General features: G+C 70.3%; 20 protein-coding genes, 1 other RNA gene and 1 pseudogene. 11 read left to right on the forward strand and 11 right to left on the reverse strand.

Going from position 1 to position 23,765, the window contains the following annotated elements:
* Window positions 1–3: 3 nt before the first annotated feature.
* On the reverse strand, window positions 4–1,176 hold the full coding sequence (locus tag D8M39_RS03815) for a glucose-1-phosphate adenylyltransferase family protein (RefSeq protein WP_126874452.1): 1,173 nt from the start codon (window positions 1,174–1,176) through the stop codon (window positions 4–6).
* An 85-nt stretch (window positions 1,177–1,261) separates the two neighbouring features.
* Here D8M39_RS03815 and prfB point away from each other — a divergent pair, with 85 nt between their 5' ends.
* Both prfB and smpB read left to right on the forward strand, forming a co-directional pair.
* Complete coding sequence (prfB, locus tag D8M39_RS03820) at window positions 1,262–2,380, forward strand: peptide chain release factor 2 (RefSeq protein ID WP_055085474.1); 1,119 nt, start codon at window positions 1,262–1,264, stop codon at window positions 2,378–2,380.
* A gap of 95 nt (window positions 2,381–2,475) precedes the next feature.
* Window positions 2,476–2,964, forward strand: a complete 489-nt coding sequence (smpB, locus tag D8M39_RS03825) for an SsrA-binding protein SmpB (protein WP_055085472.1) — start codon at window positions 2,476–2,478, stop codon at window positions 2,962–2,964.
* A gap of 10 nt (window positions 2,965–2,974) precedes the next feature.
* Here smpB and D8M39_RS03830 read toward each other — a convergent pair whose 3' ends face one another.
* Window positions 2,975–4,711 carry an ABC-F family ATP-binding cassette domain-containing protein gene (locus tag D8M39_RS03830; RefSeq protein ID WP_126874453.1) on the reverse strand — a complete coding sequence of 579 codons (1,737 nt, stop codon included), beginning with the start codon at window positions 4,709–4,711 and terminating at the stop codon, window positions 2,975–2,977.
* 251 nt (window positions 4,712–4,962) lie between these two features.
* Here D8M39_RS03830 and ssrA point away from each other — a divergent pair.
* Both ssrA and D8M39_RS03840 read left to right on the forward strand, forming a co-directional pair.
* Window positions 4,963–5,330: a transfer-messenger RNA gene (gene ssrA, locus D8M39_RS03835) on the forward strand.
* Window positions 5,331–5,490: 160 nt separating this feature from the next.
* A complete protein-coding gene (locus D8M39_RS03840; protein ID WP_126874454.1) occupies window positions 5,491–6,285 on the forward strand; it encodes a DUF4190 domain-containing protein in 795 nt (264 codons plus the stop codon).
* Between the two features lie 252 nt (window positions 6,286–6,537).
* Here the strand turns inward: D8M39_RS03840 and hisN are convergent, their stop codons facing one another.
* Genes hisN through D8M39_RS03860 form a run of 4 tightly spaced genes read right to left on the reverse strand, consistent with a single transcriptional unit; the run spans window position 6,538 to window position 10,349 of the window.
* Complete coding sequence (gene hisN / locus D8M39_RS03845) at window positions 6,538–7,338, reverse strand: histidinol-phosphatase (protein ID WP_055085466.1); 801 nt, start codon at window positions 7,336–7,338, stop codon at window positions 6,538–6,540.
* 4 nt (window positions 7,339–7,342) lie between these two features.
* Complete coding sequence (rsgA, locus tag D8M39_RS03850) at window positions 7,343–8,458, reverse strand: ribosome small subunit-dependent GTPase A (RefSeq protein ID WP_055085464.1); 1,116 nt, start codon at window positions 8,456–8,458, stop codon at window positions 7,343–7,345.
* Window positions 8,459–8,461: 3 nt separating this feature from the next.
* Window positions 8,462–9,799, reverse strand: a complete 1,338-nt coding sequence (gene aroA / locus D8M39_RS03855; RefSeq protein ID WP_126874455.1) for a 3-phosphoshikimate 1-carboxyvinyltransferase — start codon at window positions 9,797–9,799, stop codon at window positions 8,462–8,464.
* Window positions 9,800–9,812: 13 nt separating this feature from the next.
* Window positions 9,813–10,349 carry a hypothetical protein gene (locus D8M39_RS03860; protein ID WP_055085460.1) on the reverse strand — a complete coding sequence of 179 codons (537 nt, stop codon included), beginning with the start codon at window positions 10,347–10,349 and terminating at the stop codon, window positions 9,813–9,815.
* A 210-nt stretch (window positions 10,350–10,559) separates the two neighbouring features.
* Between D8M39_RS03860 and D8M39_RS03865 the strand changes: the two genes are divergently transcribed.
* Together D8M39_RS03865 and rsrA are read left to right on the forward strand one after the other, a co-directional pair.
* Complete coding sequence (locus tag D8M39_RS03865) at window positions 10,560–11,237, forward strand: sigma-70 family RNA polymerase sigma factor (RefSeq protein WP_055085458.1); 678 nt, start codon at window positions 10,560–10,562, stop codon at window positions 11,235–11,237.
* A gap of 4 nt (window positions 11,238–11,241) precedes the next feature.
* Window positions 11,242–11,508 carry a mycothiol system anti-sigma-R factor gene (rsrA, locus tag D8M39_RS03870; protein WP_055085457.1) on the forward strand — a complete coding sequence of 89 codons (267 nt, stop codon included), beginning with the start codon at window positions 11,242–11,244 and terminating at the stop codon, window positions 11,506–11,508.
* Between the two features lie 81 nt (window positions 11,509–11,589).
* Here rsrA and D8M39_RS13175 read toward each other — a convergent pair whose 3' ends face one another.
* The 3 genes from D8M39_RS13175 to D8M39_RS03885 all read right to left on the reverse strand — a co-directional run bounded on the left by D8M39_RS13175 (window position 11,590) and on the right by D8M39_RS03885 (window position 16,536).
* The gene (locus tag D8M39_RS13175) at window positions 11,590–11,664 is read right to left on the reverse strand and encodes a 50S ribosomal protein bL37 (RefSeq protein ID WP_098054049.1); all 75 of its coding nucleotides are present in this window, start codon (window positions 11,662–11,664) and stop codon (window positions 11,590–11,592) included.
* 162 nt (window positions 11,665–11,826) lie between these two features.
* The gene (locus D8M39_RS03880; RefSeq protein ID WP_055085455.1) at window positions 11,827–12,426 is read right to left on the reverse strand and encodes a GDSL-type esterase/lipase family protein; all 600 of its coding nucleotides are present in this window, start codon (window positions 12,424–12,426) and stop codon (window positions 11,827–11,829) included.
* Between the two features lie 168 nt (window positions 12,427–12,594).
* Window positions 12,595–16,536 (reverse strand): multifunctional oxoglutarate decarboxylase/oxoglutarate dehydrogenase thiamine pyrophosphate-binding subunit/dihydrolipoyllysine-residue succinyltransferase subunit, encoded by a 3,942-nt coding sequence (locus D8M39_RS03885; protein WP_055085453.1) that lies wholly within the window; start codon window positions 16,534–16,536, stop codon window positions 12,595–12,597.
* Between the two features lie 270 nt (window positions 16,537–16,806).
* Here D8M39_RS03885 and D8M39_RS03890 point away from each other — a divergent pair, with 270 nt between their 5' ends.
* The 4 genes from D8M39_RS03890 (at window position 16,807) to D8M39_RS03905 (ending at window position 21,245) form a co-directional block, all read left to right on the forward strand.
* Window positions 16,807–18,264, forward strand: coding sequence for a GuaB1 family IMP dehydrogenase-related protein (locus tag D8M39_RS03890; RefSeq protein WP_094394267.1), 1,458 nt, complete (start codon window positions 16,807–16,809; stop codon window positions 18,262–18,264).
* Window positions 18,265–18,407: 143 nt separating this feature from the next.
* Entirely contained in the window at window positions 18,408–19,388 is a 981-nt protein-coding gene (locus tag D8M39_RS03895; RefSeq protein ID WP_126874457.1) for a metal ABC transporter solute-binding protein, Zn/Mn family, read from the forward strand.
* Between the two features lie 4 nt (window positions 19,389–19,392).
* Window positions 19,393–20,277, forward strand: a complete 885-nt coding sequence (locus D8M39_RS03900) for a metal ABC transporter ATP-binding protein (protein WP_083482506.1) — start codon at window positions 19,393–19,395, stop codon at window positions 20,275–20,277.
* An 11-nt stretch (window positions 20,278–20,288) separates the two neighbouring features.
* On the forward strand, window positions 20,289–21,245 hold the full coding sequence (locus tag D8M39_RS03905) for a metal ABC transporter permease (RefSeq protein WP_055085490.1): 957 nt from the start codon (window positions 20,289–20,291) through the stop codon (window positions 21,243–21,245).
* A 70-nt stretch (window positions 21,246–21,315) separates the two neighbouring features.
* Here the strand turns inward: D8M39_RS03905 and D8M39_RS03910 are convergent, their stop codons facing one another.
* Window positions 21,316–22,287: a diacylglycerol kinase family protein gene (locus D8M39_RS03910; protein WP_055085447.1), complete on the reverse strand. Its 972-nt coding sequence runs from the start codon at window positions 22,285–22,287 to the stop codon at window positions 21,316–21,318.
* A gap of 164 nt (window positions 22,288–22,451) precedes the next feature.
* Window positions 22,452–22,871: pseudogene (locus D8M39_RS03915) on the reverse strand (Fur family transcriptional regulator); the annotation flags it as partial.
* A 201-nt stretch (window positions 22,872–23,072) separates the two neighbouring features.
* Here D8M39_RS03915 and D8M39_RS03920 point away from each other — a divergent pair.
* Entirely contained in the window at window positions 23,073–23,735 is a 663-nt protein-coding gene (locus D8M39_RS03920; RefSeq protein WP_055085443.1) for an MBL fold metallo-hydrolase, read from the forward strand.
* Window positions 23,736–23,765 lie beyond the last annotated feature (30 nt).

The following is a 23,765-nucleotide window of genomic DNA, read 5'->3' on the forward strand; positions in this document are numbered from 1 at the left end:
TTGTCAGTACTGCTCCCAGTTCCGGGGCAGCGCGGCGGAGGTGTCGAACGGCTCCCGGTCCGCGACGGCGCCGGACCGGTCGATCACGGTCACGTGCTGGGAGGACCCGCGCCGGGAGCCGCCGCTCACGTGCGCTCCGGTGTCCGCGACCACGTTCACCAGCTCCACGCCCGAGCCCACGTGCACCCCGTCCAGCAGCACGCAGTTGCGCACCACCGCACCGTGCTCCACGGTCACGTTCTGCCCGAGCACCGAGTGCTCCACCTTGCCGGCCACGTGCGAACCGGGAGCCACGAGGGAGCGGGTGACCGCGGCGTCGTCGTCGACGAAGGCGGGGAGCAGAGGAAGCTGTCCGCTCCAGACGGGCCAGGCGGGGTCGTCCAGGACGGCACCGTCCCCGTCGAGCAGCTGCTGCTGGGCGGTCCAGAAGGACTGGACGGTCCCCAGGTCCATCCAGTACCCGGTGTGGCGGTGCTCCACCACCCTGTGGTGCTCCAGGACGTGGGGGATGAGGTCCTCGCCGTAGTCGCCGAGCTCGCCCAGCTGCTCGTGCAGCGTCTCGAGGGAGTCGAGCAGCACGTCCGTGGTGAAGAGGAGCATCTCCCCGGCCACCAGGTGCCCCGAGGGGTCCTCGGGCTTGTACTCGAAGCCCGTGACCTCGCCGGACTCGGAGGTCTGGACCACGCTGTAGCGGGAGGGGTCCTCAGCGATCTCGGTGGTGACCATCGTGAGGTCCGCGCGCTTCGTCAGGTGGGTGTCCACGACGTCCCGGAAGTCCACGGTGTAGAGGTGGTCCGCGGAGAGCACCAGCACGAGGTCCGGGGCCGCCTCCCGGATGACCGCGGCCTGCCGGAAGATGGAGTCCGAGTTGCCCGTGGCGAAGCCCTCCCCGTCCGCCCCCTCGTAGGGAGGCAGCACGTGCAGCCCGCCGTGGGAGCGGTCCAGGTCCCAGGGGCGGCCGCCGGCCATGTAGAAGTTGAGGTCGTGGGGCAGGTACTGCTGCACCAGCCACACGTCCGTGATGTGCGAGTGCACCAGGTTGGACAGCGAGATGTCGATGAGGCGGTACGTGCCGCCCACCGAGAGGGCAGGTTTGACGGTGTGCTCCGTGAGTGCGCCCAGACGGGAGCCCTTGCCTCCCGCCAGGACGAGTGCGAGCACTGCAGGACGTTCCATCGACGGTCTCCTCGGTGAGCAGGCGGGGTGGATCCGAGCCTACCGACTCCCGGGCCCCGCGGGCCATGACGTAAAGTGGTCTGCCATGGCCTCCATTGACTACGCTGCAGAAATCCGTGCCCTCCGCGCCACCTACGACTCCGTGGCGGCGGTCAGCGACGTCGAGTCCATGAAGACGCAGATCGCGGACCTCTCGGAGCAGGCGGCGGCCCCGGACCTCTGGGACAATCCGGAGGAGGCCCAGAAGGTCACCTCCCAGCTGTCCCACGCGCAGAGCAAGGTGGACCGGCTGAACAAGATCCACGGGCGCATCGACGACCTCGAGGTCATGGTGGAGCTCGCGGAGGACGAGGACGACCAGGAGACCCGGGACGCCTCGGCCGTGGAGCTCGAGTCCATCCGCAAGGCGCTGTCCGAGCTGGAGATCCAGACCCTGCTGGCCGGCGAGTACGACGAGCGCGAGGCCGTGGTCACCATCCGCTCCGGTGCCGGCGGCGTGGACGCCGCCGACTTCGCGGAGATTCTGATGCGCATGTACCTGCGCTGGGCCGAGCGCCACGGCTACCCCACCAAGGTGCTGGACACCTCCTACGCGGAGGAGGCCGGGCTGAAGTCCGCCACGTTCGAGGTCAAGGCCCCGTACGCGTTCGGCACGTTGTCCGTGGAGGCCGGCACCCACCGTCTGGTGCGCATCTCCCCGTTCGACAACCAGGGGCGGCGCCAGACCTCGTTCGCCGCGGTGGAGGTCATCCCGCTCATCGAGTCGGACGACACCGTGGAGATCCCCGAGACCGAGCTGAAGGTGGACGTGTTCCGCTCGTCCGGCCCCGGTGGGCAGTCCGTGAACACCACCGACTCCGCCGTGCGCATGACCCACATCCCCACGGGGATCGTGGTGTCGATGCAGAACGAGAAGTCGCAGATCCAGAACCGTGCGGCCGCGCTGCGCGTGCTGCAGTCCCGTCTGCTCCTGCAGCGCCAGGAGGAGGCGGACGCCAAGAAGAAGGAGATGGCGGGGGACGTGAAGGCGTCCTGGGGCGACCAGATGCGCTCGTACGTGCTGAACCCCTACCAGATGGTCAAGGACCTGCGCACCAACTACGAAGAGGGCAATCCCAGTTCCGTGTTCGACGGCGGGATCGACTCCTTCATCGACGAAGGCATTCGCTGGCGTGCAGGCGCGCGCCGCGACGACGAGAGCTGAGAGACTCTCACCGGCCGCGCGGCGTCGTCGGTCCCCGAGGGTGGGGGCCGTAGCGTGCACGGGGACCGTGGGAGCAGTGAGGAAAGAACAGGCCGATGGCCAAGAAGAACGCTGATGACGGCCGCCAGATCGTGGCCAACAACAAGAAGGCGCGCCACGACTACAACATCTACGACACCTATGAGGCCGGTCTGGCGCTCATGGGCACGGAGGTGAAGTCGCTGCGCATGGGGCGGGCGTCCCTGGTGGACGCGTTCTGCCAGTTCGACAACCGCGGTGAGCTGTGGCTCGAGCACGCCCACATCCCTGAGTACCTGCAGGGCTCGTGGACGAACCACTCCGCGCGGCGGCGGCGCAAGCTGCTGTTGCACCGCTCCGAGCTGGACAAGATCGCGGGCAAGACGCGCGAAGCCGGTTACACCATCATCCCGCTGTCCCTGTACTTCGTGCACGGCAAGCGCGTGAAGGTGGAGATCGCGGTGGCGCGCGGCAAGCGCGAGTACGACAAGCGCCAGACCCTGCGCGAGAAGCAGGACAACCGCGAGGCCCAGCGCGCCATGCGCTACCGCAACATGCGCGGCTGAGCCCTTCGACTCACGGCGTCCCGGCCGGTACCTCCAGTGCGAGGTGCCGGCCGGTCCAGTTCCTGCGCAACCAGCGGTCGTGGGAGGCCACGACCACGGTCCCCGGGTAGTTCGGCACCGCCGCCTCGAGCTGCGTGGCGAGCACGAGTGAGAAGTGGTTGGTGGGCTCGTCCAGCAACAACACGTGCGGCGGGTCCGCGAGCAGCACCGCCAGGGCGAGCCGACGCCGCTGACCCACGCTGAGCTCACCGACCCGCCGGTTCTCGTCCCGCCCGGCCAGCAGACCGAACGTCCCGAGAGGAACGGTCTCCGCGCGATCCTCTTCCACGCGCTCATGGTAGATGTGGGCCGCCGTGCGCTCCGGGTCGGCGCCGGGCAGTGTGGCGTCCTGATCCAGTAACCCCACGCGTACGCCGGGTGCGACGTGCACGGAACCGCTCGTGGGTTCCAGTCGCCGGGCGAACAGGCTCAGCAGGGTGGATTTGCCCACGCCATTGGGACCCGTGATGAGCCACGACTCACCCGCGCTCACGGTCAGGGACGCGGGTGCCATCCGTCCCGCGACCTCGGCCGCGGAGGCGGTCAGTACCGGACCCGTGCGGTGCAGTGCGGCTTCCGATCCGGACAAACCCGCGGTGAGTCCCTGGAAGAACAGCTCCCGGGGTGGCTTGCGCACCTGCTCCTCCTCGAGCGTGGCGAGGCGCGTGCGGGTGTCGTTGACCCGGCGCGAGATCACGGTCGCGTTGCGGTCCGCGTAGAACTTCGCGGCCATCCGTGTCTCGGAGCGTGGGGTCCAGTTCGCGTGGCCCACGCTCTGCTGCTCCCTGACCGCGGCCCGCAGCTTCTTCAGCTGCGCCTGCTCGTCCCGGTACGTGCGTTCCCAGCGCTCGCGGGCATCCATGCGGGCAAGCACGTACTGGGAATAGGTGCCGCCGAAGCGGGTCACGCCGATGCCCGTCCCGGTGCCGTCACCCACCAGATCCGAGGTGACGGCATGCGGTCGGGGTGCGGGGTCCAGGTCCACGAGCGAGGTCACGGCGGTGTCCAGAAATGCGCGGTCGTGGCTCGCCAGCAGCACCGGTCCGTGCCACGACCGCAGGGCCTCGCCCAGGAAGTCCGTGGCGGCGTCGTCCAGGTGGTTCGTGGGTTCGTCGAGCAGCAGCACGTCCGGGGTGGAGAGCAGCAGCCAGGCCAGGGACAGTCGTGAGCGCTGTCCGCCGGACAGGGCACGCGTGGGCCGGTCGCGATTCACGCCTCCCAGACCGAGCCCGTCCAGGGTGACGTCGATGCGGGTGTCCAGGTCCCACGCGCCGATCCGTTCGGCAGTGTCCAGGGCGGCGGCGTACGCGGTGGCGGCACCCTCGTCCTCCGGGGCGCGGGCGAGAGCGTCAGCTGTGCGGTCGACGGCGGATGCTGCGTGCCGCACGGTCCGCACCGCCGACTCCACGGCCTGGGCCACGGTGTCGTGCGGCGCGAAGGGGGGGGGTACTTGGTGCAGCAGGCCCACGCGCAGCGGATCGCCGGGTCCGACGGTGAGGACCTCACCGGCGTCGGGCGCGCGCAGGCCCGCCATGATGCGCAGCAGGGTGCTTTTGCCGGAACCGTTCCCTCCGATCAGACCCGTGGGGTCACCCACAGCCACGGAGAAGCTGATGTCCGTGAGCACCCGGTGGGAGCCGAAGGAGGCGGAGACGCCGGAAACGCGGATGTGCGCGGCCGTATTAGGGGAATGCGGGGGATGAGCCATGGGTGTCCTCGGATAGCCGGGATCCCCGCCGGGCAGCGGCCACGGGCGCGGGGAGGTCGAATGGCTCATCGGGACATGACCACACGGTAGGCCACGGTGGGGGAGCGGGCAAGGGCCGCACGGGACACCTTCCCCCGTCCGATCCGGGCGGCCTGTTGACGTGTGGTCAGGGGCGGGCGTATTCTTGTGTGTCCACGAGGTTCTCCGGTACTGGTACCGGGCGCACGTGGTGCTCATTGAAAAATGAATACGGGGATGATCGGTTTCGACGATGTGAGTTGAGACAGGGGAAGCGGGTCGAGGACACAGAGTTATCTCGTAAACGCTCTCTGTAAAAATATAAGTGCCAAATCCAAGCGCACTGACTTCGCTCTCGCTGCGTAAGTAGCGACAGCAGTCTGTCAGCCCAGGTACACCTTCGACCTGGAATCTGACATCAGCTAGAAGGTCACTGCTCTGGACGTACGTCACGGACGTCCAGGGGACTTTTACGTGACTGAGTCCGGCGGCCACTCGTGTGCGAGATGGCCGGGACTGAGAAACCTGCAAGCACACTGCACCCGGAGAAGCCCTGACAAAGCTGCATCGGACGGGGGTTCAATTCCCCCCATCTCCACTGGAACGGCCTGGGCCGCGACGTCGTGAACACGACCTCGCGACCCAGGCTTTTTTCGTGCGCCCGCCCCGCTGCATGCGTGCAGCGAACCCGCGGGCGCAGAGCCCCGTGTGAAAGACTGGAGTCCGCAACGGACCACCACCACCGAAAGGCAGGCGCCTCCATGAGCGAACGTCCCTCCGAGCAGTCCGGCTCCTCGTCGGCCTCCGACCGCGAGCAGCCCCGGTACGGGCAGTACTCCGAGAACCGCCCCCAGACCCCGGGGCAGGCCCAGCCCGAGTACGGCCAGTACGGGGACCACGCCACAACCGGTCAGTACGGGGACGCCGGCCACCAGGGTGCGGACCGCTCCAGCTACCGGGGCGGCTACGGCGAGCCCGCCGGGCCCCAGCAGGGCTACTCGCAGAACGGCTACGGCGAGCACAGCACCCAGCAGGGATACGGCAACCAGGGGTACGGCAACGAGGGCTACGGCGTCCAGTCCGGCACGGGCGAGCAGGACTACTCGGGCCAGGGCTACGGGAACCAGACCGGCGGCGGGTACCCCACGCACTACCAGAACGACTACTCGCAGCAGTCCTACGGACAGGGCTACAACGGCTACCAGCAGGGCCCGGTGCCAGGCAAGGGCCTGGCGATCGCGTCCCTCGTGCTGGGAATTCTCGGCATCCTGACCTTCTGGTTCTTCGGCCTGGGCGGCCTGCTGGGCCTGGTGGGTTTGGTCCTGGGCATCATCGGCCTGGTCAAGATCCGCAAGTCTCGCCGTGACTCCCCGGCACTGGCCATCGTGGGCATCGTGCTCTCGGCACTCGCACTGATTGGAGGAGCCTTCATGGTGGCCATCTTCGCGTGGGTCATGGGCTCGATGGGCGACTGCATGCAGTACGCCCAGCAGCAGGACCAGACCCAGATGGAGCAGTGCATCAACGAGAGGCTGGGCACCTCGATCGACTCCTGACGGAATCACTGGCCGGGCCGCTCACGGTCTGCGCCGCTCCTTCCACGACGACGACGCCCGGCACAGCTGTTCGCAGCGGTGCCGGGCGTCGTCGTGTCCGGGTCTTCGTACCCGGCTCTCCGTGTCCGGGTTCTTCTCGCCATGCCCTTCTCGCCATGCCCTTCGCGCCTGCCCGTTCGTGCCTGGCTGTGACGCACGCGCTCCGGGGCGCGTGCGGGAATCGACCGGAGCGTGAGGGCGGCCGCTCCCGGCTCAGGACTCGCGGGTGCCGAGGGCGTCCAGAGCGGCGTCGTGCAGGAGGCCGTTCGTGGCCAGGGCGTTGCCCCCGAAGGGGCCGTCCTCCCCGGCGAGGGACGTGAACCGCCCGCCGGCCTCGGTCACGATCGGCACGAGCGCGGCCATGTCGTAGAGGTTCAGCTCGGGTTCGCACGCGATGTCCACCGCGCCCTCCGCCACGAGGCAGTAGGACCAGAAGTCACCGTAGGCACGGGTGCGCCACACGGTGTCCGTGAGATCCAGGAAGCGGTCGCGCACGCCGAGGTCCCGCCAGCCGCCGAGCGACGCGTAGGACAGGGAGGCGTCCTGGAGCGTGGACACCGAGGACACGTGCAGGCGCTGGGCCTGGGAGAGGGAGCGGCCGGTGAACGCGCCGGAGCCCTTGGCTGCCCACCAGCGGCGGTTCAGGGCGGGTGCGGAGACCACGCCCAGCACCACCTCGCCGTCCTCCACGAGGCCGATGAGCGTGGCCCACACGGGCACGCCGCGGACGTAGTTCTTGGTGCCGTCGATCGGATCCACGACCCACTGCCGGCCTCCGGAGCCCGTGGTGCCAAACTCCTCGCCGATCACGGCGTCACGGTTGCGGATGCGTCCCAGCTGCGAGCGGATGATCTGCTCCGCCTCCCGGTCCGCGTCCGTCACGGGCGTGAGATCCGGTTTGGTCTCCACCGTGAGGTCCTGGGACTTGAAGCGCTTCATGGTCAGGCCGTCCACGGAGTCCGCCAGGATGTGGGCCAGGCGCAGGTCGTCCGTGTGGTTGCTGGGTGCTCGCATGTCCCTACGTTATCGCTTGTCCGAGCCGCTTTTCGCTGTCGCCCCGCTGTGTCTCCCCGCGCGACGCCGCCAGCAGGCGCCGCAGGGACTCGAGCCTTCCGGGGGCGGCGGGTGAGGCCTCCGGCCGGTGCACCCACGCATCGAGCGCGCAGCCGGGGGAGTCCTCCGTGTGCAGGCACCCGCGGGGGCAGTCCGCGGTGGCGGGGACCAGATCCGTGAACGCGTTGAGGAGGTCCTCCTCCGCCACGTGCGCGAGTCCGAGCGAGCGGATGCCGGGGGTGTCCACCACCCACGTGCCGGGGCGGGTGCCCGGGACGGTCAGGGCCAGCGCGGAGGAGGACGTGTGCCGCCCGCGGCCGGTGACGTCGTTGACGCCGCCGGTGGCGCGCTGAGAACCGGTGAGCGCGTTGACGAGCGTGGACTTCCCCACGCCGGAGGGCCCCAAGAACACGCTCACGTGCCCGTCCAGGACGGCGCGCAGCCTGTCGAGGGACTCGGGGGAGACCTCCAGCGAGGTGTCGTGCAGACCGGCCTCGGGGCGCTGACCGCGTTCCGTGGCGCGCTGCGTGGTCACCGTGAGGACGTCGAGGTCCTCGAAGTGCTCGAGGAACTCCGTGGGATCCTGGAGGTCCGTCTTGGTCATGCACACGACGGGGGTAATGCCGGCGTCCCAGGCGGCCACGAGCCCGCGGTCCACGAATCCGGTGCGAGGCGTGGGGGAGGCGGCGGCGAGGACGAGCACCAGACGGTCCGCGTTGGCCACGATCACCCGCTCCACCGGGTCGGTGTCGTCCGCGCTGCGTCGCAGCACCGTGGAACGGGGCTCGATCCGCACGATCCTGGCCAGGGTGTCAGCCTCCCCGGAGACGTCTCCGACCACTCCCACACGGTCCCCGGGCACGATGGGCTGACGCCGCAGCTCCTTGGCCCGGACGCACAGCACGGTGCGCGGGGTCGGGCCGTCCTCGTCCACCACGCAGGTGTACCGGCCGCGGTCCACAGCGACGACACGTGCGATCACGGCGTCGTCGTGCGCCGGGCGCTGCTTGGTGCGGGGACGCGAGCCCCGCTTGTTGGCCCTGACGCGGACGTCCGACTCGTCCCAGCTCCTGCCCGCCACCGTTCAGGCCTCCGAGCCGAGCATCCGGGCCCACATCACCGGGAAGTCCGGCAGGGTCTTCGACGTGGTGGCGATGTCCTCGACCTCGATGCCCGGGACACGCAGCCCCAGGATCGCCCCGGCGGTGGCCATGCGGTGGTCGTGGTAGCTGTGGAACACGCCGCCGTGCAACGGTGCGGGGGTGATGACCAGCCCGTCCGGCGTCTCCTGCACGTTGCCGCCCAGCGCGTTGAGCTCCGCGCTCAGTGCGGCGAGCCGGTCGGTCTCGTGGCCGCGCAGGTGGGCGATGCCGCGCAGCCGGGACGTCGTGGTGGCCAGCGCGCACAGCGCGGCCACGGTGGGTGCCAGTTCGCCGGCCTCGGAGAGGTCCAGATCCACCCCGCTGATCTGCTGCGGCCCGCTCACGGTGAAGGTGGTGCCCTCCAGATGGGTGTGCGCACCGAGCTGCGGCAGGATCTGTCGCCAGTGGTCGCCGCCCTGGGTGGTGTGCCCGGGCCAGTCCGGGATGCTCACCGTTCCACCGGTCACCACCGCGGCCGCCAGGAAGGGGCCGGCGTTGGAAAGGTCCGGCTCGACGGCGACGTCCATGCCGGGAACTGCGCCGGGGGTCACGCGCCACTCGGCGGGACCCGTGCGCTCGGCGTCAGCGCCGGCCTCGCGCAGCACGGCCACGGTCATGTCCACGTGGGGCAGGGACGGCACGTCCCCCGAGCCCTCGTGGCGCAGGACGAGGGGAGCGTCGAAGGCAACGGCCGCCAGCAGCAGGGCGGAGACGAACTGCGAGGAGCCGCTCGCGTCGATCGACACCGTGCCCCCGGACACGGCTCCGGTTCCGAGGACGCGCAGGGGCAGTGTGCCCCGGCCGTCGTCCTCGACGCCCACTCCGAGCTCGCGCAGCCCCGCGACCACGGGACCCATGGGGCGGACGCGGGCTCCGGCGTCGCCGTCGAAGTCCACGGTCCCGTCACGCAGTGCGGCCAGCGGCGGGACGAAGCGCATGACCGTGCCGGCGAGACCGCAGTCCACCGCCACGGGCTCCTCGAGCGCACGGCCCACCGGCATGGGGGTGACGCGCAGATCCGGACCGAAGGGGCCGGGATCGGGGAGGGGGGTGACCACCGCGCCCAGCTGCTCGAGCGCGGCCACCATCAGGGCGCTGTCACGCGAGTGCAACGGCTTGCGCAGCACCGAGGGCCCGGAGGCCAGAGCCGCGAGCACCAGGTACCTGTTGGTCAGGGACTTGGACCCGGGGATCGCCACGGTGGCGGAGACGGGGGTGTCCCGCCAGGGCGCGGACCAGTGCGGGCCGGGGGACTGCGGCAAGCCGTTGCTCGGCGTCACGTGGGTACGGCTCCTAGTTCGAGACGGCGTCCTGCACGGCCTTCTCGGCCTGCGCCAGCTTCTTCTTGGTGTCCTTGCCCACCTTCGCGGCGTTCTTGCGGACGTCGTCCGCGAGGTGGCTCGCGCGCCACGCCAGCGAGGGGTTGCCGGAGGTGTCCACGGCGGCGATCATCACGGCACCGAGCAAGGACACGTTCTTCAGCAGACCGGCGCGGCGAGTGGCCTTGCCCTCGGCAGAGCTCGTGTCCGCGGAGCGGTACTGGGTGTAGCCGTTGAGCGCGGTGGTCCCCAGCAGCACGGTGGACGAGAGGCGGGGCAGCTTGCTGATGGCCAGCAGGGACGCGGCGGCGACCTGCGCGGCGGCAACGCCCTGGGCGACGACGGCGCGGTTGGCGGTCACGGGGCGCAGCTGGGGGACAGCGGACTCCACGGCCTTCAGCACGGGATCCAGCTGCTTGGCGGCCGCGGACGAATTGCGGAACGCGTCCATGCCGCCGGCGATGTAGCCGGTGGCCAGCAGCGGGCGGGCGAGACGACGAACGATGCTCATGGTTCTCCTCCTAGCATCCCGGCACTTCCGGGAAGGCACGCTGTCCATCCTATCGGCCTGCGCCCGTGGGCCCCCCGGGAATACTCGCGTGCGGACGGCGTGTTACCCCGGATGGACAGACGGCGCCGCACCCGCGGCGCTGTGCCGCGCACGAGCCACGGAAGCGGGTGAACACTGCAGATGCCGGTCGCGACCCTAGACTTGGGAACGATGAACGATCAGCGAAGTCAAGACTCCCGTGCCGTGGACCACCCGGAGGAAGTGCCCGCCGGGGAGGAGTCCACGCAGCAGCGGCGCGAACGGTTCGAGCGCGACGCCATGCAGTACGTGGACCAGCTCTACGCCGCCGCGCTGCGCATGGCGCGCAACCCCTCCGATGCCGAGGACCTGGTGCAGGAGGCCTACACCAAGGCGTTCTCCGCGTTCCACCAGTACAAGCCCGGGACCAACCTCAAGGCCTGGCTGTACCGGATCCTCACGAATACCTACATCAACCTGTACCGCAAGAGGCAGCGCGAACCGCGCCAGGCCAACACGGACGCGGTGGAGGACTGGCAGCTGCACCGCGCGGAGTCGCACACCTCCACAGGTCTGCGCTCCGCCGAGGTCGAGGCGCTGGACCACCTGCCGGACTCGGACGTCAAGCGGGCGCTGCAGGAGCTGCCCGAGGAGTTCCGCCTGGCGGTCTACTTCTCCGACGTGGAGGGGTTCGCGTACAAGGAGATCTCCGAGATCATGGACACGCCCATCGGCACCGTGATGTCCCGGCTGCACCGAGGGCGCAAGCTCCTGCGCGAGAAACTGGGCGACTACGCCCAGGAACGAGGATTTGACACGTCCAGGGCCCGCAAGGGCAAGGACGGCGCACCAGCGAAGGATCGAGGCTGAAGACATGACCGAGAAACCGTGCCACAACGGCTGCACGGACGAGCGCATCCGCAGGATCTACGAGTACCTGGACGGCGCGCTGACCACCGAGGACCTCGAGGAGATCCACGCGCACCTCACGGACTGCCCGGAGTGCGCGCGCGAGTACAACTTCGAGTGCGTCATCCGCTCGGTCATGAAGCGCTCGTGCCGCGAGACGGCGCCCACGGAACTCAAGCGCTCGATCCTGGAGCGGATCGACGCCCAGTGCCGGGAGCACCCGGTGGCCTGAGCGCCCACCCCCCCCCGCCAGACACGCAGAACGCCCGTGACCATGACGGTCACGGGCGTTCTGTGGTTCGTGTGCAAGACCTCAGGAGTTGGGCCGCTTGCCGCGGTTTGCCGAGTTCTTGCGACGATCCTTGCGCTTACGTCCACGCTTGCTCATGATGTACCTCCTGCAGTGATTGGCTGGGACATCGTCCGCCAGTATCTCACATCCTCGCACCGGTGCGAGCCACCCGAGCAGGCCATGGTTGCGAGCGACCGGGGACAACGACGCCGCGTCCGTGGGGTGCGCCGTGCGTGTGCGTACCGGGTTCCGCTCGGGTCAGCGGGGCTCGGGCAGCTGCAGCCAGGAGTACCAGCCACGGTGCAGCACGAGCCACGCGATGAGGCCGTAGCCGGCCTGTCCCGGGTTGCCGTGGTTCGCGGCGAGGTCCTTGCGCCACTGCTCGTGGTGCTGCAGGGGGTTGAACGTGTCCACGTACACGTGGTTGCGGCGGGTGGTGACGTCCCCGTAGGCGGCGGAGAGGTCAGCGATCTTGCGGTTGCGCTGCGGGTCCAGCGTGGGGGGAGGCCCCACCACGAGCACCTTGACGTTGTTCTGGGTGGCCTGGTCCACGATGTTCGCCATGTTCAGGCGGGAGCGCGCGGACGTGATGCCTAGGTCGATGTCCAGCACGGAGGGCGCGATGACCAGGCGGTTGTCGCAGGCCGGGTCGAAGCGGCGTGCCGCTTCGTCGAACCAGCGCTCGTTGAGGGTCTCGCTGCCTTCGCCCGGCGCCGCGAGGTTGTACGCGTCCACCGGGACGACGTCGCGGGGGGTGCGGGCCATGACGCGGCCGAACCAGCCGAGCGCGCGGGGGTCGTCCACGCCGGCCAGCAGTTCGTCTCCCACGGCCACAATGCGGATCCTGCGTTGGTCCACTCTTCTACATCCTTCGGGTTGCCGCGCGGACCGGGGTGGCCGCGCTGTCGTCGATCCCCCGCTGCCACGGGCTCGACCAGGCCGGGTGCGGAACAGCGGAGGATCCGTTCCGGTGCCCCGGCGTGCGGTGTGCCCCGGCCCGCAACCGGAGCGCACCGCACGGGGATCTCACTCGCCGCGGTCGAACGCCTGCTGCACGAGGGTCTCCAGCTCGGCGGCGTGGCGCTTGGCCGAGCCGTTCGCGGGGGAGGCGGAGGCAGGGCGCGAGGCCAGCGTGACGGGGCGGTCCAGCTGGGGCACCAGGTTCACGGCCATGAACGGCCACGCGCCCTGGTTGGCAGGCTCGTCCTGCGCCCAGATGATGCGCGCATCCGGGTAGCGGTCCAGCTGCGCCTTGATCTCGTCCGTGGGCAGCGGGTAGAGCTGCTCAACGCGCACGATCGCGGTGGAGTGGTCGTCCGACTTTTTCCGCTGGGCCGCGAGGTCGTAGTACAGGCGGCCGGAGACGAGGATCACGTCCGTGACCTTGGCGTCGTCGAGCTCCGCGGCGTCCGGGATGACCGACTGGAAGTTGCCGCGCGTGAACTCCTCCACCGGGGAAGCGGCCGCCTTCAGGCGCAGCAGCTGCTTGGGGGTCGCCACGACCAGCGGACGGCGGGGACGGGAGTACGCCTGGCGCCGCAGCAGGTGGAAGTGGTTCGCCGGGGTGGAGGGCTGAGCCACGATCATGTTCTTCTCCGCGCACAGCGACAGGAAGCGCTCGATGCGGGCGGAGGAGTGGTCCGGGCCCTGGCCCTCGAAGCCGTGAGGCAGCAGCATGACCAGGTTGGAGCGCTGGCCCCACTTCTGCTCCGCGGAGGAGATGAACTCGTCCACGATCGTCTGCGCACCGTTGATGAAGTCGCCGAACTGGGCCTCCCACACAGTGAGCGCCTCGGGGCGCTCCACAGAGTAGCCGTACTCGAAGCCCAGCACGCCGTACTCGGAGAGCAGGGAGTTGTAGATCGAGAACCGTGCCTGGTCCGCAGAGAGGTTGTTCAGGGGCGTCCACTCCGCACCGTTCTCGGCATCGAAGAACACCGCGTGACGCTGGGTGAACGTGCCGCGGCGGACATCCTGGCCGGACATCCGTACCGGAACGCCGTCCATCACGAGGGAGCCGAAGGCCATGAGCTCGCCCATGCCCCAGTCGATGCCGCCCTCGAGAGTCATCTCCCGGCGCTTCTCCGCGAGCTTCTGCAGCTTGCGGTGCATGGTGAAGTTCTCGGGGAAGTCCACGTAGGCCTCGCCGATGCGGCGTGCGGTCTCCTCGGAGATGGCCGTGGTCTTGGGCACGGACACCCCGGAGTCCGCCTGCTGGGCGGAGGGGCGCTCGATGTTGGCGATCGCCGCGGCGTCCCCGGTGACCAGGGGAACCGTGGAGTTCTGGGCCTCGTGCGTCTCCGCGAAGACCCGCTCCAGGCGCTCCTGGTAGTCCTTCAGCGCGCGGTCCGCCTCCTCCTGGGTGATGTCACCGCGGCCCACGAGGTTCTCGGTGTAGACCTTGCGGGTGGAGCGCTTGCCGTCGATCAGCGAGTACATCAGCGGCTGGGTCATCGAGGGGTCGTCGCCCTCGTTGTGGCCGCGGCGGCGGTAGCACACGAGGTCGATCACGACGTCGTGGTGGAAGCGCTGGCGGTACTCGAACGCGAGCTGCGCCACGCGGGTCACGGCCTCGGGGTCGTCCGCGTTGACGTGGAAGATCGGCGCCTGCACCGTGCGGCCCACGTCCGTGGAGTAGGTGGAGGTGCGGCCCGCGGAGGGCGAGGTGGTGAAGCCCACCTGGTTGTTGACCACCACGTGGATGGTGCCGCCCACGTTGTAGGCGTCCAGCCCGGACATCTGCATGACCTCGTAGACGATGCCCTGACCGGCCATGGCGGCGTCGCCGTGGACCTGGATGGGCAGCACGGGGAACTCGCCGTTGCCCTCGGGTCCGGCGCCCAGCACATCCGTCTTGGCGCGGGCGATGCCCTCGATCACGGGGTCCGCGGCCTCCAGGTGGGAGGGGTTCGCGGCCAGGTAGACCTGGGTCTCGTTGCCGTTGTCGGAGGTGAAGACGCCCTCGGTGCCCAGGTGGTACTTCACGTCGCCGGAGCCCTCGGAGGCGCGCGGGTCCTGGCTGCCCTCGAACTCGCGGAAGACCTGGGCGTAGGACTTGCCCGCGATGTTGGTGAGCACGTTCAGGCGCCCGCGGTGGGCCATGGCGATGCCCACCCCCGCGAGGGAGGCGTCCGCGGCGTCGGAGATGATCGCGTCCAGCAGCGGGATCAGGGACTCGCCGCCCTCCAGGGAGAAGCGCTTCTGTCCCACGTACTTGGTCTGCAGGAAGGTCTCGAAGGCCTCCGCGGCGTTGAGGCGCTCCAGGATGTGGAACTGCTCCTCACGGGCGGGCTTCTGGTAGTCCCGCTCGAGCTTGGACTGGAACCACTCTCGCTGCTCGGGCTCCTGGATGTGCATGTACTCCACGCCCACGGTGCGGCAGTAGGCGTCCCGCAGCCGGCCGAGGATCACGCGCAGGGTGAGCAGGTTCTGGCCGCCGAAGCCGCCGGTGGGCCACTCCCGCTCGAGGTCCCACAGGGTGAGGCCGTAGGTGCGGATGTCCAGGTCCGGGTGCTTGCGCATCACGTACTCGAGCGGGTTGGTGTCCGCCATGAGGTGTCCGCGCACGCGGTAGGCGTGGATCAGCTGCTGGATCCGCGCGACCTTGTTGATCTGGATCTCGGGGTTGACCTGGTTGTCCACGGCCCAGCGGACGGGCTCGTAGGGGATGCGCAGGGCCTCGAAGATGTGGTCGTAGAAGTCGTCCCCGCCCAGCAGGTAGTGCTCCACGAGCTTGAGGAACTCGCCCGAGCCGGCGCCCTGGATCACGCGGTGGTCGTAGGTGGAGGTCAGGGTGATGACCTTGGAGACCGCGTTGCGGGCGATCGTGCGGGGGGAGGCGCCCTTGTACTCGGCGGGGTAGTCGAGCGCGCCCACGCCGATGATGCACGCCTGGCCCTTGGACAGCCGCGGCACGGAGTGCACGGTGCCGATGCCGCCGGGGTTGGTCAGGGAGACGGTGGTCCCCGCGTAGTCGTCCATGGTGAGCGCGCCGTTGCGCCCGCGCTTGACGATGTCCTCGTACGCGGTCCAGAACTGGAGGAACGACATCTCCTCGGCACCCTTGACGTTGGGCACCACGAGGTTGCGGGAGCCGTCCTTGTTGGGGATGTCGATCGCGATGCCGAAGTTCACGTGCGCCGGGTGGACGGCGGCGGGCTTTCCGTCCGAGTCGTCGTAGATCACGTTCATGGACGGGAAGTTGGACAGCGCGCGGATCACGGCGTAGCCCACGAGGTGGGTGAAGGAGACCTTGCCGCCGCGGTTGCGGGCGAGGTGCGAGTTGATGACCAGGCGGTTGTCGATCAGCAGCTTGGCCGGCACGGCGCGCACGGTGGTGGCCGTGGGGACCGTGAGGGAGGCCTCCATGTTGGCGGCCACGGCCTTGGCGGGACCGCGCAGCTTGACCACGGTGTCCTCCGCGGGCTTCTCCTTGGCATCCTTCGCGGACGCGTCGCCCTTGTGGTCCTCCGGCTGCGCACGGATGGGGCGCTTGGTGCCGGAGGCCTCCGCGGCGTCGGCCTCGGTGTCCACGCCCGCGGGACGGCCCTTGGCCTTCGAACCGGTGGCGGCGGGTGCCGGGGACTTCGCCCGCTCGGGCGCGGCAGCGGCCTTGGGAGCGGACGCCGACGACGACGCCGCGGCGCCGGTCCCCGAGCTCTTCGCACCGGATGCCTGCGCACCGGAGCTCTGAGTGGCGGAGCTCTGCTTGGGGGAGGCCTGCTTGCCGGAACCCTGCGCGCCGGAAGCCTGGTTGCTGGAGGTCGCGGGCTTCGCGTCCGAGTCGCTGCGGCGGGAGGACGAGGCGACCTCGGAGGGCTTGTCGCCGCCGTCCATCTGCTCGAAGATGGGCCACCACTTCTTGTCCACCGAGTTCTTGTCCGCCTGGTACTTCTCGAACAGCTCGTCCACGAGCCATTCGTTGCCGGCGAATTCTTCAGGGATAAGGTGCTGCGGCTGCTCTGGCACGAGTGATACGCCTCTTCCGTAAGTGCTGTGTGTCCCGGGCGGCGAGCTGGTCCTCGTGGCCCGCTGGTGGCTCCCACGGAGCTTACCCGCCGTGGCTGACCTGCAGTGGCTTCGCGCTCGCAAAGCCGTGCCGACTCTCCAGTCTAGTAAGGCAGCTGGGCGCGTGCCACCCGTGACCGTGGGCTCCCGCACCGCACCCGGCACTAACCCGCAGCCCTGCCCGGCCCCGGCCCGCGCGGCGTCGGCGGGGACACCGTAGACTCCCGTGACGTGCGCTACCTCACGACTCCGACCACGGACCTCACCTACAACGACGTCTTCCTCGTGCCCTCCATGTCCCGGGTGACGTCCCGCTTCGACGTGGCCCTCACGCCCGGCGACGGCACGGGGGCCACGATCCCGCTCGTCGCCGCCAACATGACCGCGGTGACGGGCCGCCGCATGGTCGAGACCATGGCGCGCCGCGGCGGACTGGGCATCCTGCCGCAGGACGTCCCGCTGGACGTGATTGCCGAGGTCACGGCCTGGGTCAAGGACCGCTCCCCGCTCTACGAGACCCCCGTGGTGCTGCCCGGCACGAGCACCGTCCATGACGCCCTGGGCATCATGCACAAGCGCCCGCACGGTGCCGTGCTCGTCACGGACGAGGAGGGCGGCTACGCGGGGGTCGTGCTGGACTCGGACTGCCGGGACGTGGACCGCTTCACGCAGCTGCGCGACCTCGCGCGGGCGGACGGACCCGTGCTGCAGGAGGCGGAGCTTCCCGTCACCTCGGACCCCGCCGCGCTGCGCGCCGCCTACGACACGCTCTCGGACGCGCGCGTCCAGTCCGCGCCCGTGCTGCGCGGGCGCGAGGTGGTGGGACTGCTGTCGCGGCAGGGACTTGTGCGCTCCACCATCTACACGCCCGCGCTGGACGCCTCCGGGCGGCTGCGGGTGGGTGCCGCGGTGGGCATCAACGGGGATGTCTCCGGCAAAGCGGCCAGGCTGCTCGCGGCCGGGGTGGACGTCCTCGTGGTGGACACCGCGCACGGGCACCAGGTCAAGGCGCTCGAGGCCCTGGCGGCCGTGCGCGCGCTGGACCCGCAGGTCCCTGTGGTGGCGGGCAACGTGGTCACCGCGGACGGCGTCCGGGACCTCGTCTCGGCCGGTGCGGACATCGTGAAGGTGGGGGTCGGCCCCGGTGCCATGTGCACCACCCGCATGATGACGGCGGTCGGGCGCCCCCAGTTCTCGGCGGTCGTCGAGTGCGCGGAGGCCGCGGCGGACCTCGGTGCGCACGTGTGGGCGGACGGCGGCGTCAAGCACCCGCGCGACGTCGCCCTCGCCCTCGCCGCCGGAGCAAGCCAGGTGATGGTCGGCTCCTGGTTCGCGGGAACGCACGAGAGCCCGGGGGAGATCAACGTGGACGCGAACGGTCGCGCCTACAAGGAGTCCTTCGGAATGGCCTCGGCCCGTGCGGTGCGCCACCGCACGGTCGGCGAGGACCGCTTCGCCCGCGCCCGCAAGGCCCTGTTCGAGGAGGGCATCTCCAACTCCACCATGTACCTGGACCCGCAGCGCCCCGGCGTGGAGGACCTGCTGGACCACATCACGTCCGGGGTGCGCAGCTCGATGACCTACGCGGGCGCCGCGAGCCTCGAGCAGTTCGCGGCGCGCGCCGTCGTGGGCGTCCAGTCGCAGTCCGGCTACGACGAGGGCCGCCCGCGTTCCGAGTCCTGGACCTGACGCGCGGGACCACGTGCCGGCGGGGGAGTGCGTGGGTGTTCTCAACTGGACGCTAGTTGAGAATGGTTCGTGATAAGCTCGCTCGCGATCACGTTACACCGATTCTCACGGCCCCGGCCGGGATCGCGACGGGAAGGAACCCCATGACCCCAGGACGCACCACTCGCACCGGCGCGCGCACCGTGGCCGCCGTCTCGCTCGCCGCCCTGACGGGCCTGGCACTCGCCGGGTGCGCGAACGGCTCCACCGGCGGATCGGACGACTCCTCCGACGGCGGGAAGATCCGCGTGGTCACCTCCACCAACGTGTACTCGGACCTCGCCTCCCAGGTGGGAGGGGACAAGGTGGAGGCCACCCCCGTGATCGACTCGAGCGCCCAGGACCCGCACTCCTACGAGGCCACCCCGCAGGACAGGCTGCGGGTGGGCGAGGCGGAGCTCGTGGTGGAGAACGGCGGCGGGTACGACGAGTTCCTCTCGGGCCTCACGTCCAAGGACCAGCGCGTGGTCGACGCCGTCGACGTCTCCGGGCTGCGGAGCGAGGAGCAGACGCGGGAGGCCGAGGACCACTCCCGCGCGGCCGAGGACGGCCACCACCACGACCACGGCGACTTCAACGAGCACGTGTGGTACGACGTCGAGAGCATGCAGAAGGTCGTGGACGCGATCGCCGCGCAGCTCGGCGAGGTGGACCAGGAGAACAAGGACTACTACGCGGACAACGCCGAGCGGGTCTCCTCCGAGCTGGGAACGGTGCGGGACGAGGTCTCGAAGATCGGGGCCTCCGGCGGCTATGTGGCCACCGAACCGGTGCCCGGGTATCTTCTGGAGGACGCCGGTCTGCACGACGACACCCCCGCGGAGTTCACCGCCGCGATCGACTCCGAGTCGGACGCCTCTCCGGCCGTGTTCAGCAAGACCGTGGACCTGGTCAAGAGCGAGCACGTCTCGCTGCTGGCGTTCAACAAGCAGACCTCCACGGGCCAGACGGAGAAGCTGCGCACCGCCGCGCAGGACTCCGGGACGCCCGTGGTCGAGTTCACCGAGACCATCCCGGACGGCCAGAACTACCAGCAGTGGATGACGGAGAACACCCAGCACGTCGCCCAGGCACTCACGAAGTAGGACCATGCAGCCAGCCACACCACGCACCGGCCCCGCCGGGCCCGGACCGCAGAACGACGCGGCCGCACCGGCCACGGCGGCGGACGCCGCGCCCGCGATCAGCCTGCGGGACGCCGAGCTGGCGTTCGGGGACCGCGTCCTGTGGTCCGGGCTGAACCTCGACGTGGCACCGGGGGAGTACCTTGCCGTGCTCGGTGCCAACGGCACGGGCAAGACGAGCTTCCTGAAGGTGCTGCTGGGCCTGCTGCCCCTGACCTCCGGGACCGTGTCCGTGGCCGGAACGCGACCGCGCGCGGCCGCCGCCCACGTGGGCTACGTCCCCCAGCAGCGCGGCTTCCCCGCGCGGACCCCGCTGCGCGCCAAGGACCTCGTGGCCCAGGGGGTGGACGGACACCGCTGGGGCGTCCGGCTGCACCCGCGGCGCGTGAACCGGCGCGTGGCCGAGCTTCTGGAGCGCGTGGGAGCCACGGAGTACGCGGACGCGCCCGTGGGACTGCTCTCCGGCGGTGAGCAGCAGCGGCTGCGCGTGGCCCAGGCGCTGGCGGCGGACCCCTCCGTGATGCTGTGCGACGAGGCCCTGCTCTCCCTGGACCTGCACCACCAGCACGTGGTCAGCGAGCTCGTCCACGAGCAGCGCGAGCGCCACGGCAGCGCCGTCGTCTTCGTGACGCACGACGTGAACCCCATCATCGACCACGTGGACCGCATTCTGTACCTGGCCAACGGCTCGTTCCGGATCGGCACCCCGGACGAGGTGCTGCGCTCGGACGTGCTCTCGGACCTCTACGGCACCGACATCGAGGTGCTGCGCAGCAACGGCCGGATCCTCGTGGCCGGACGCCCGGACAGCACCCACCACACCGACTCCCCGGAGGAGATCATCCCGTGATCCTGGCCGAGATCGACTGGAGCTCCTTCCTCAGCTCCGTGTTCGTCTTCGACGACTACGGCGAGCTGCTCGTGCTCGTGCGCAACTCCCTGTGGGCCGGCGCCGTGCTGGGGCTCGTGGGCGGCGTGGTGGGCACGTTCGTGATGATGCGGGACCTCGCCTTCGCGGTGCACGGGATCGCCGAGCTGTCCTTCGCGGGCGCGGCCGCCGCGCTGCTGATCGGAGCGGACGTGATCACCGGGTCCCTCGTGGGCTCCGTGCTCGCGGCGCTGATCATGGGCTTCACGGGGCTGCATGCCCGGGAGGGCAACTCGTTCGTGGGCGTGCTGATGCCCTTCGGCCTGGGCCTGGGGATCCTCTTCCTCTCGCTCTACGAGGGGCGCTCCTCCAACAAGTTCTCGCTGCTCACCGGGCAGATCGTCTCGGTGTCCTCGCTGCAGCTCACGTCCATGGTGGTGCTCTCGGTCCTGGTGCTCGCCGTGCTCGTGGCCGTGTGGCGGCCGCTGACGTTTGCGAGCACGGACCCGTTCGTGGCCCGCGCCAAGGGTCTGCCCGTGCGGGGTCTGTCGATCCTGTTCATGGTCCTGCTGGGAGTCTCCGTGGCGCTGTCGGTGCAGATCGTGGGTGCGCTGCTCGTGCTCGCGCTACTGATCACTCCGGCCGCCGCAGCCATGAACCTCACCTCGAGCCCCGGGCGCACCGTGGTGCTCTCCGTGCTCTTCGCGGAGCTGGCCATGGTGGGCGGGATCCTGCTGGCACTCGGCGGGAACATCCCGATCAGCCCGTACGTCACCACCATCTCGTTCGCCCTGTGGCTCGTCTCTCGCGTGGTGCGCGCCGTCCGTGAGCGCTCGGCCTCCTACCGTCGTGCGGCAACGGCAACGGCAACGACGACGACGACGCCGCGCGGCGCGGTGGCCACGGACGGCACCGGGGCGGCCACGGCGTCGTCGACCCCGGCACCGTGACCCGCGGGGATCCGGACGCCGCGGGGCAGGATGCTCAACACGGGCAGGGTGCTCAGCAGGGGCAGGACGCTCAGAAGAGGATCTGAACCGCGGCCGGCACGACCTCCAGGGACACCGGCAGGGGTCCCAGGCGCTCACCGTCGCCGTACGCGGCGGCCTCGTGCGTCCCCTCGCCGTCGGTGGCCGCACCGTGCACCGCCACGCAGGCGGACACGGCGGGCTCCACCGAGACCTGCGGCAGCGCCAGGTGGGTGCCCCGGAACAGCTGCGGGAACCGCCAGACCAGGTGCAACGGGTCCACGTCCGCGACCATGAAGAGGTCCAGCGCACCGTCCGAGGGGTCCGCGTCCGGCAGGATGGTGAGCCCGCCGCCGATCGAGGACGTGTTGGCCAGCACCAGGAACGAGAGGTCCCGGTCCGTGGCGTGGAGCATGCCGTCAGGGGAGGTCCACGAGAGGTCGTAGCGCCGTGCGCGCATGGACAGCGCCTCGACGGCCAGCGCGACGGCGTACTTCGCGGAGACCTTGACCCGCGACCAGCGGTTGGCGCGCGCGTTGACGCGGGCGTCCAGACCGAGGCACACCGCGGTGGCGCACAGGTGCTCGGTGCCGTCCGCGCAGGTCACACGGACCATGTCGGTGCTGCGGGGCTCGGACTCGAGACCGCGCAGCACGCGTCCGGCCGCGCGCTCCACGTCCCCCACGGGGATGCCGTGGAACCGGGCGAGGTCGTTTCCCGAGCCCGCCGGGACGAGCCCGAACGGGAAGTCCACTCCCTGACGGCGCAGGGCGTCCAGGCACTGCAGCACCAGGTGGGCCATGCCGTCCCCGCCCACCGCGACGACGGCCGCGATGCGCGGGGAGTCCGCGCGCAGAACGGCGACGAGCCGGCGGGACAGCTCCGCAGCGGTGGGCGCAGCCACGGGCACGGGCCGGTAGCCGCCCGCGCGCACGATGCCGGCCGCCCTGGCGTACGCGGTGCGACCGGTGCGGGACGAGCCGTTGTGGACGAGCAGAATGTCTGAGGGTGGCTGCGGACTCACCGGTACCGGCCCCGGGTGCGGGAGCCGTGCGCGGCGGAGGACGTGGTGGCGCGCGTCTCGTCCTGTGGGCCGCTGGTCCCCGTGCCGGTCCCGGCGCTCGGTGCAGGGCCGGTCTCCGCCGGGGACCCGGACGCCTGCTGGTCCTCGGGGCGGCCCCCGCTCTCAGCCCTCGCCGCCGCGGCGCACTCGGCGCAGATGCCGCTGATCTCCACCGTGTGGTCCACGTCCGCGTAGCCGTAGCGACGGGCGGTCTGCTCCGCCCAGGACTCCACCTGCGGGGCCTCCAGCTCCACCGCGGCACCGCACGAGCGGCACACCAGGTGGTGGTGGTGGTGCTCGGCCTCGCACCGGCGGTAGATGGCCTCGCCGTCCGCGCTGCGCAGCACGTCCACCTGGCCCAGCTCCGCCATGGACTGCAGGATGCGGTACGTGGTGGCCAGCGAGACCGGCTCCTCCCGCTCCTGCAGCACGCGGTGCAGGTCCTGGGTGGAGATGAAGTCGTCCAGGTGCTGCAGGGCCCCGACGACCGCGCGGCGCTGCTTGGTGTTGCGCACTTCCGCGTGCTGCGTCTTCCTGGTGGTCACCCGGGTGTCCTTTCCATGGGCTGGTTGGTGCGGCCATCGTAGCGCGGGGCCCCGACACCCCGATCGCGGCCGGCAGCGTACCGGCCCCGGCACGGCAGGACGAGCGGGGGAGCGACGGCGCCGCGGCGTCGTCGCCGCAGTCGGGACGGGCGGTGGAAGCTGGGCCTGCTCCCGAACCCGTCCAGCCGCTAGGGTGAGGACATGCTGCTGACCAAGTTCACCCACTCGTGCGTGCGTCTGGAGAAGGACGGCGCGGTGCTCGTGATCGACCCCGGGACGTTCTCCGAGGTGGAGGAGGCGCTCGCGGGTGCCGGGACCGTGCTGGTCACCCACGTGCACGCGGATCACTACGACGCCGACCGGCTGGTGGCCGCGCTGGCCGCCTCCCCGGAGCTCACGGTGCACGCGCCCCGGCAGGTGGTCGAGGAGCTCGCGCCGCGGGTGGCGGACACCGACCGGCTGCACGCGGTGGAGGCGGACGGCGAGTTCACCGCGGGCCCGTTCACGGTGCGGACCTACGGCGGGCAGCACGCGCTGATCCACCCGCTGATCCCCACGATCGAGAACGTGGGCTACGTGGTCGACGGCGCGGTGTTCCACCCCGGGGACTCCTTCACCGTCCCGCAGGGTCTCACGGTGCCCACCGTGCTGGTGCCGCTGCACGCCCCGTGGTCCAAGATGTCCGAGGTGATCGACTTCGTCATCGCCACGCGGGCCACCCGGGTGCACCAGATCCACGACGCGCTGCTCTCAGAGACGGGCTTCGGCGTGGTGGAGAAGCAGGTCTCGCACTTCGCCGGGGTCTACGGCACCGAGTACCAGCACCTGGACCCGCGCGAAAGTTTGGAGATCGCCCCCGCATGAGTGCACGTGCACCGCAGCACTGCCCCTCTG

It is taken from the genome of Kocuria sp. HSID17590 (genome assembly GCF_003989485.1).
Taxonomy (GTDB): Bacteria; Actinomycetota; Actinomycetes; order Actinomycetales; family Micrococcaceae; genus Kocuria; species Kocuria salsicia.

Coding starts and splice junctions, on each gene's coding strand:
- D8M39_RS03815 (WP_126874452.1), bottom strand. CDS start 1,176: ATGGAACGTCCTGCAGTGCTCGCACTCGTCCTGGCGGGAGGCAAGGGC.
- prfB (WP_055085474.1), top strand. CDS start 1,262: ATGGCCTCCATTGACTACGCTGCAGAAATCCGTGCCCTCCGCGCCACC.
- smpB (WP_055085472.1), top strand. CDS start 2,476: ATGGCCAAGAAGAACGCTGATGACGGCCGCCAGATCGTGGCCAACAAC.
- D8M39_RS03830 (WP_126874453.1), bottom strand. CDS start 4,711: ATGGCTCATCCCCCGCATTCCCCTAATACGGCCGCGCACATCCGCGTT.
- D8M39_RS03840 (WP_126874454.1), top strand. CDS start 5,491: ATGAGCGAACGTCCCTCCGAGCAGTCCGGCTCCTCGTCGGCCTCCGAC.
- hisN (WP_055085466.1), bottom strand. CDS start 7,338: ATGCGAGCACCCAGCAACCACACGGACGACCTGCGCCTGGCCCACATC.
- D8M39_RS03860 (WP_055085460.1), bottom strand. CDS start 10,349: ATGAGCATCGTTCGTCGTCTCGCCCGCCCGCTGCTGGCCACCGGCTAC.
- D8M39_RS03865 (WP_055085458.1), top strand. CDS start 10,560: ATGAACGATCAGCGAAGTCAAGACTCCCGTGCCGTGGACCACCCGGAG.
- rsrA (WP_055085457.1), top strand. CDS start 11,242: ATGACCGAGAAACCGTGCCACAACGGCTGCACGGACGAGCGCATCCGC.
- D8M39_RS03895 (WP_126874457.1), top strand. CDS start 18,408: ATGACCCCAGGACGCACCACTCGCACCGGCGCGCGCACCGTGGCCGCC.
- D8M39_RS03900 (WP_083482506.1), top strand. CDS start 19,393: ATGCAGCCAGCCACACCACGCACCGGCCCCGCCGGGCCCGGACCGCAG.
- D8M39_RS03920 (WP_055085443.1), top strand. CDS start 23,073: ATGCTGCTGACCAAGTTCACCCACTCGTGCGTGCGTCTGGAGAAGGAC.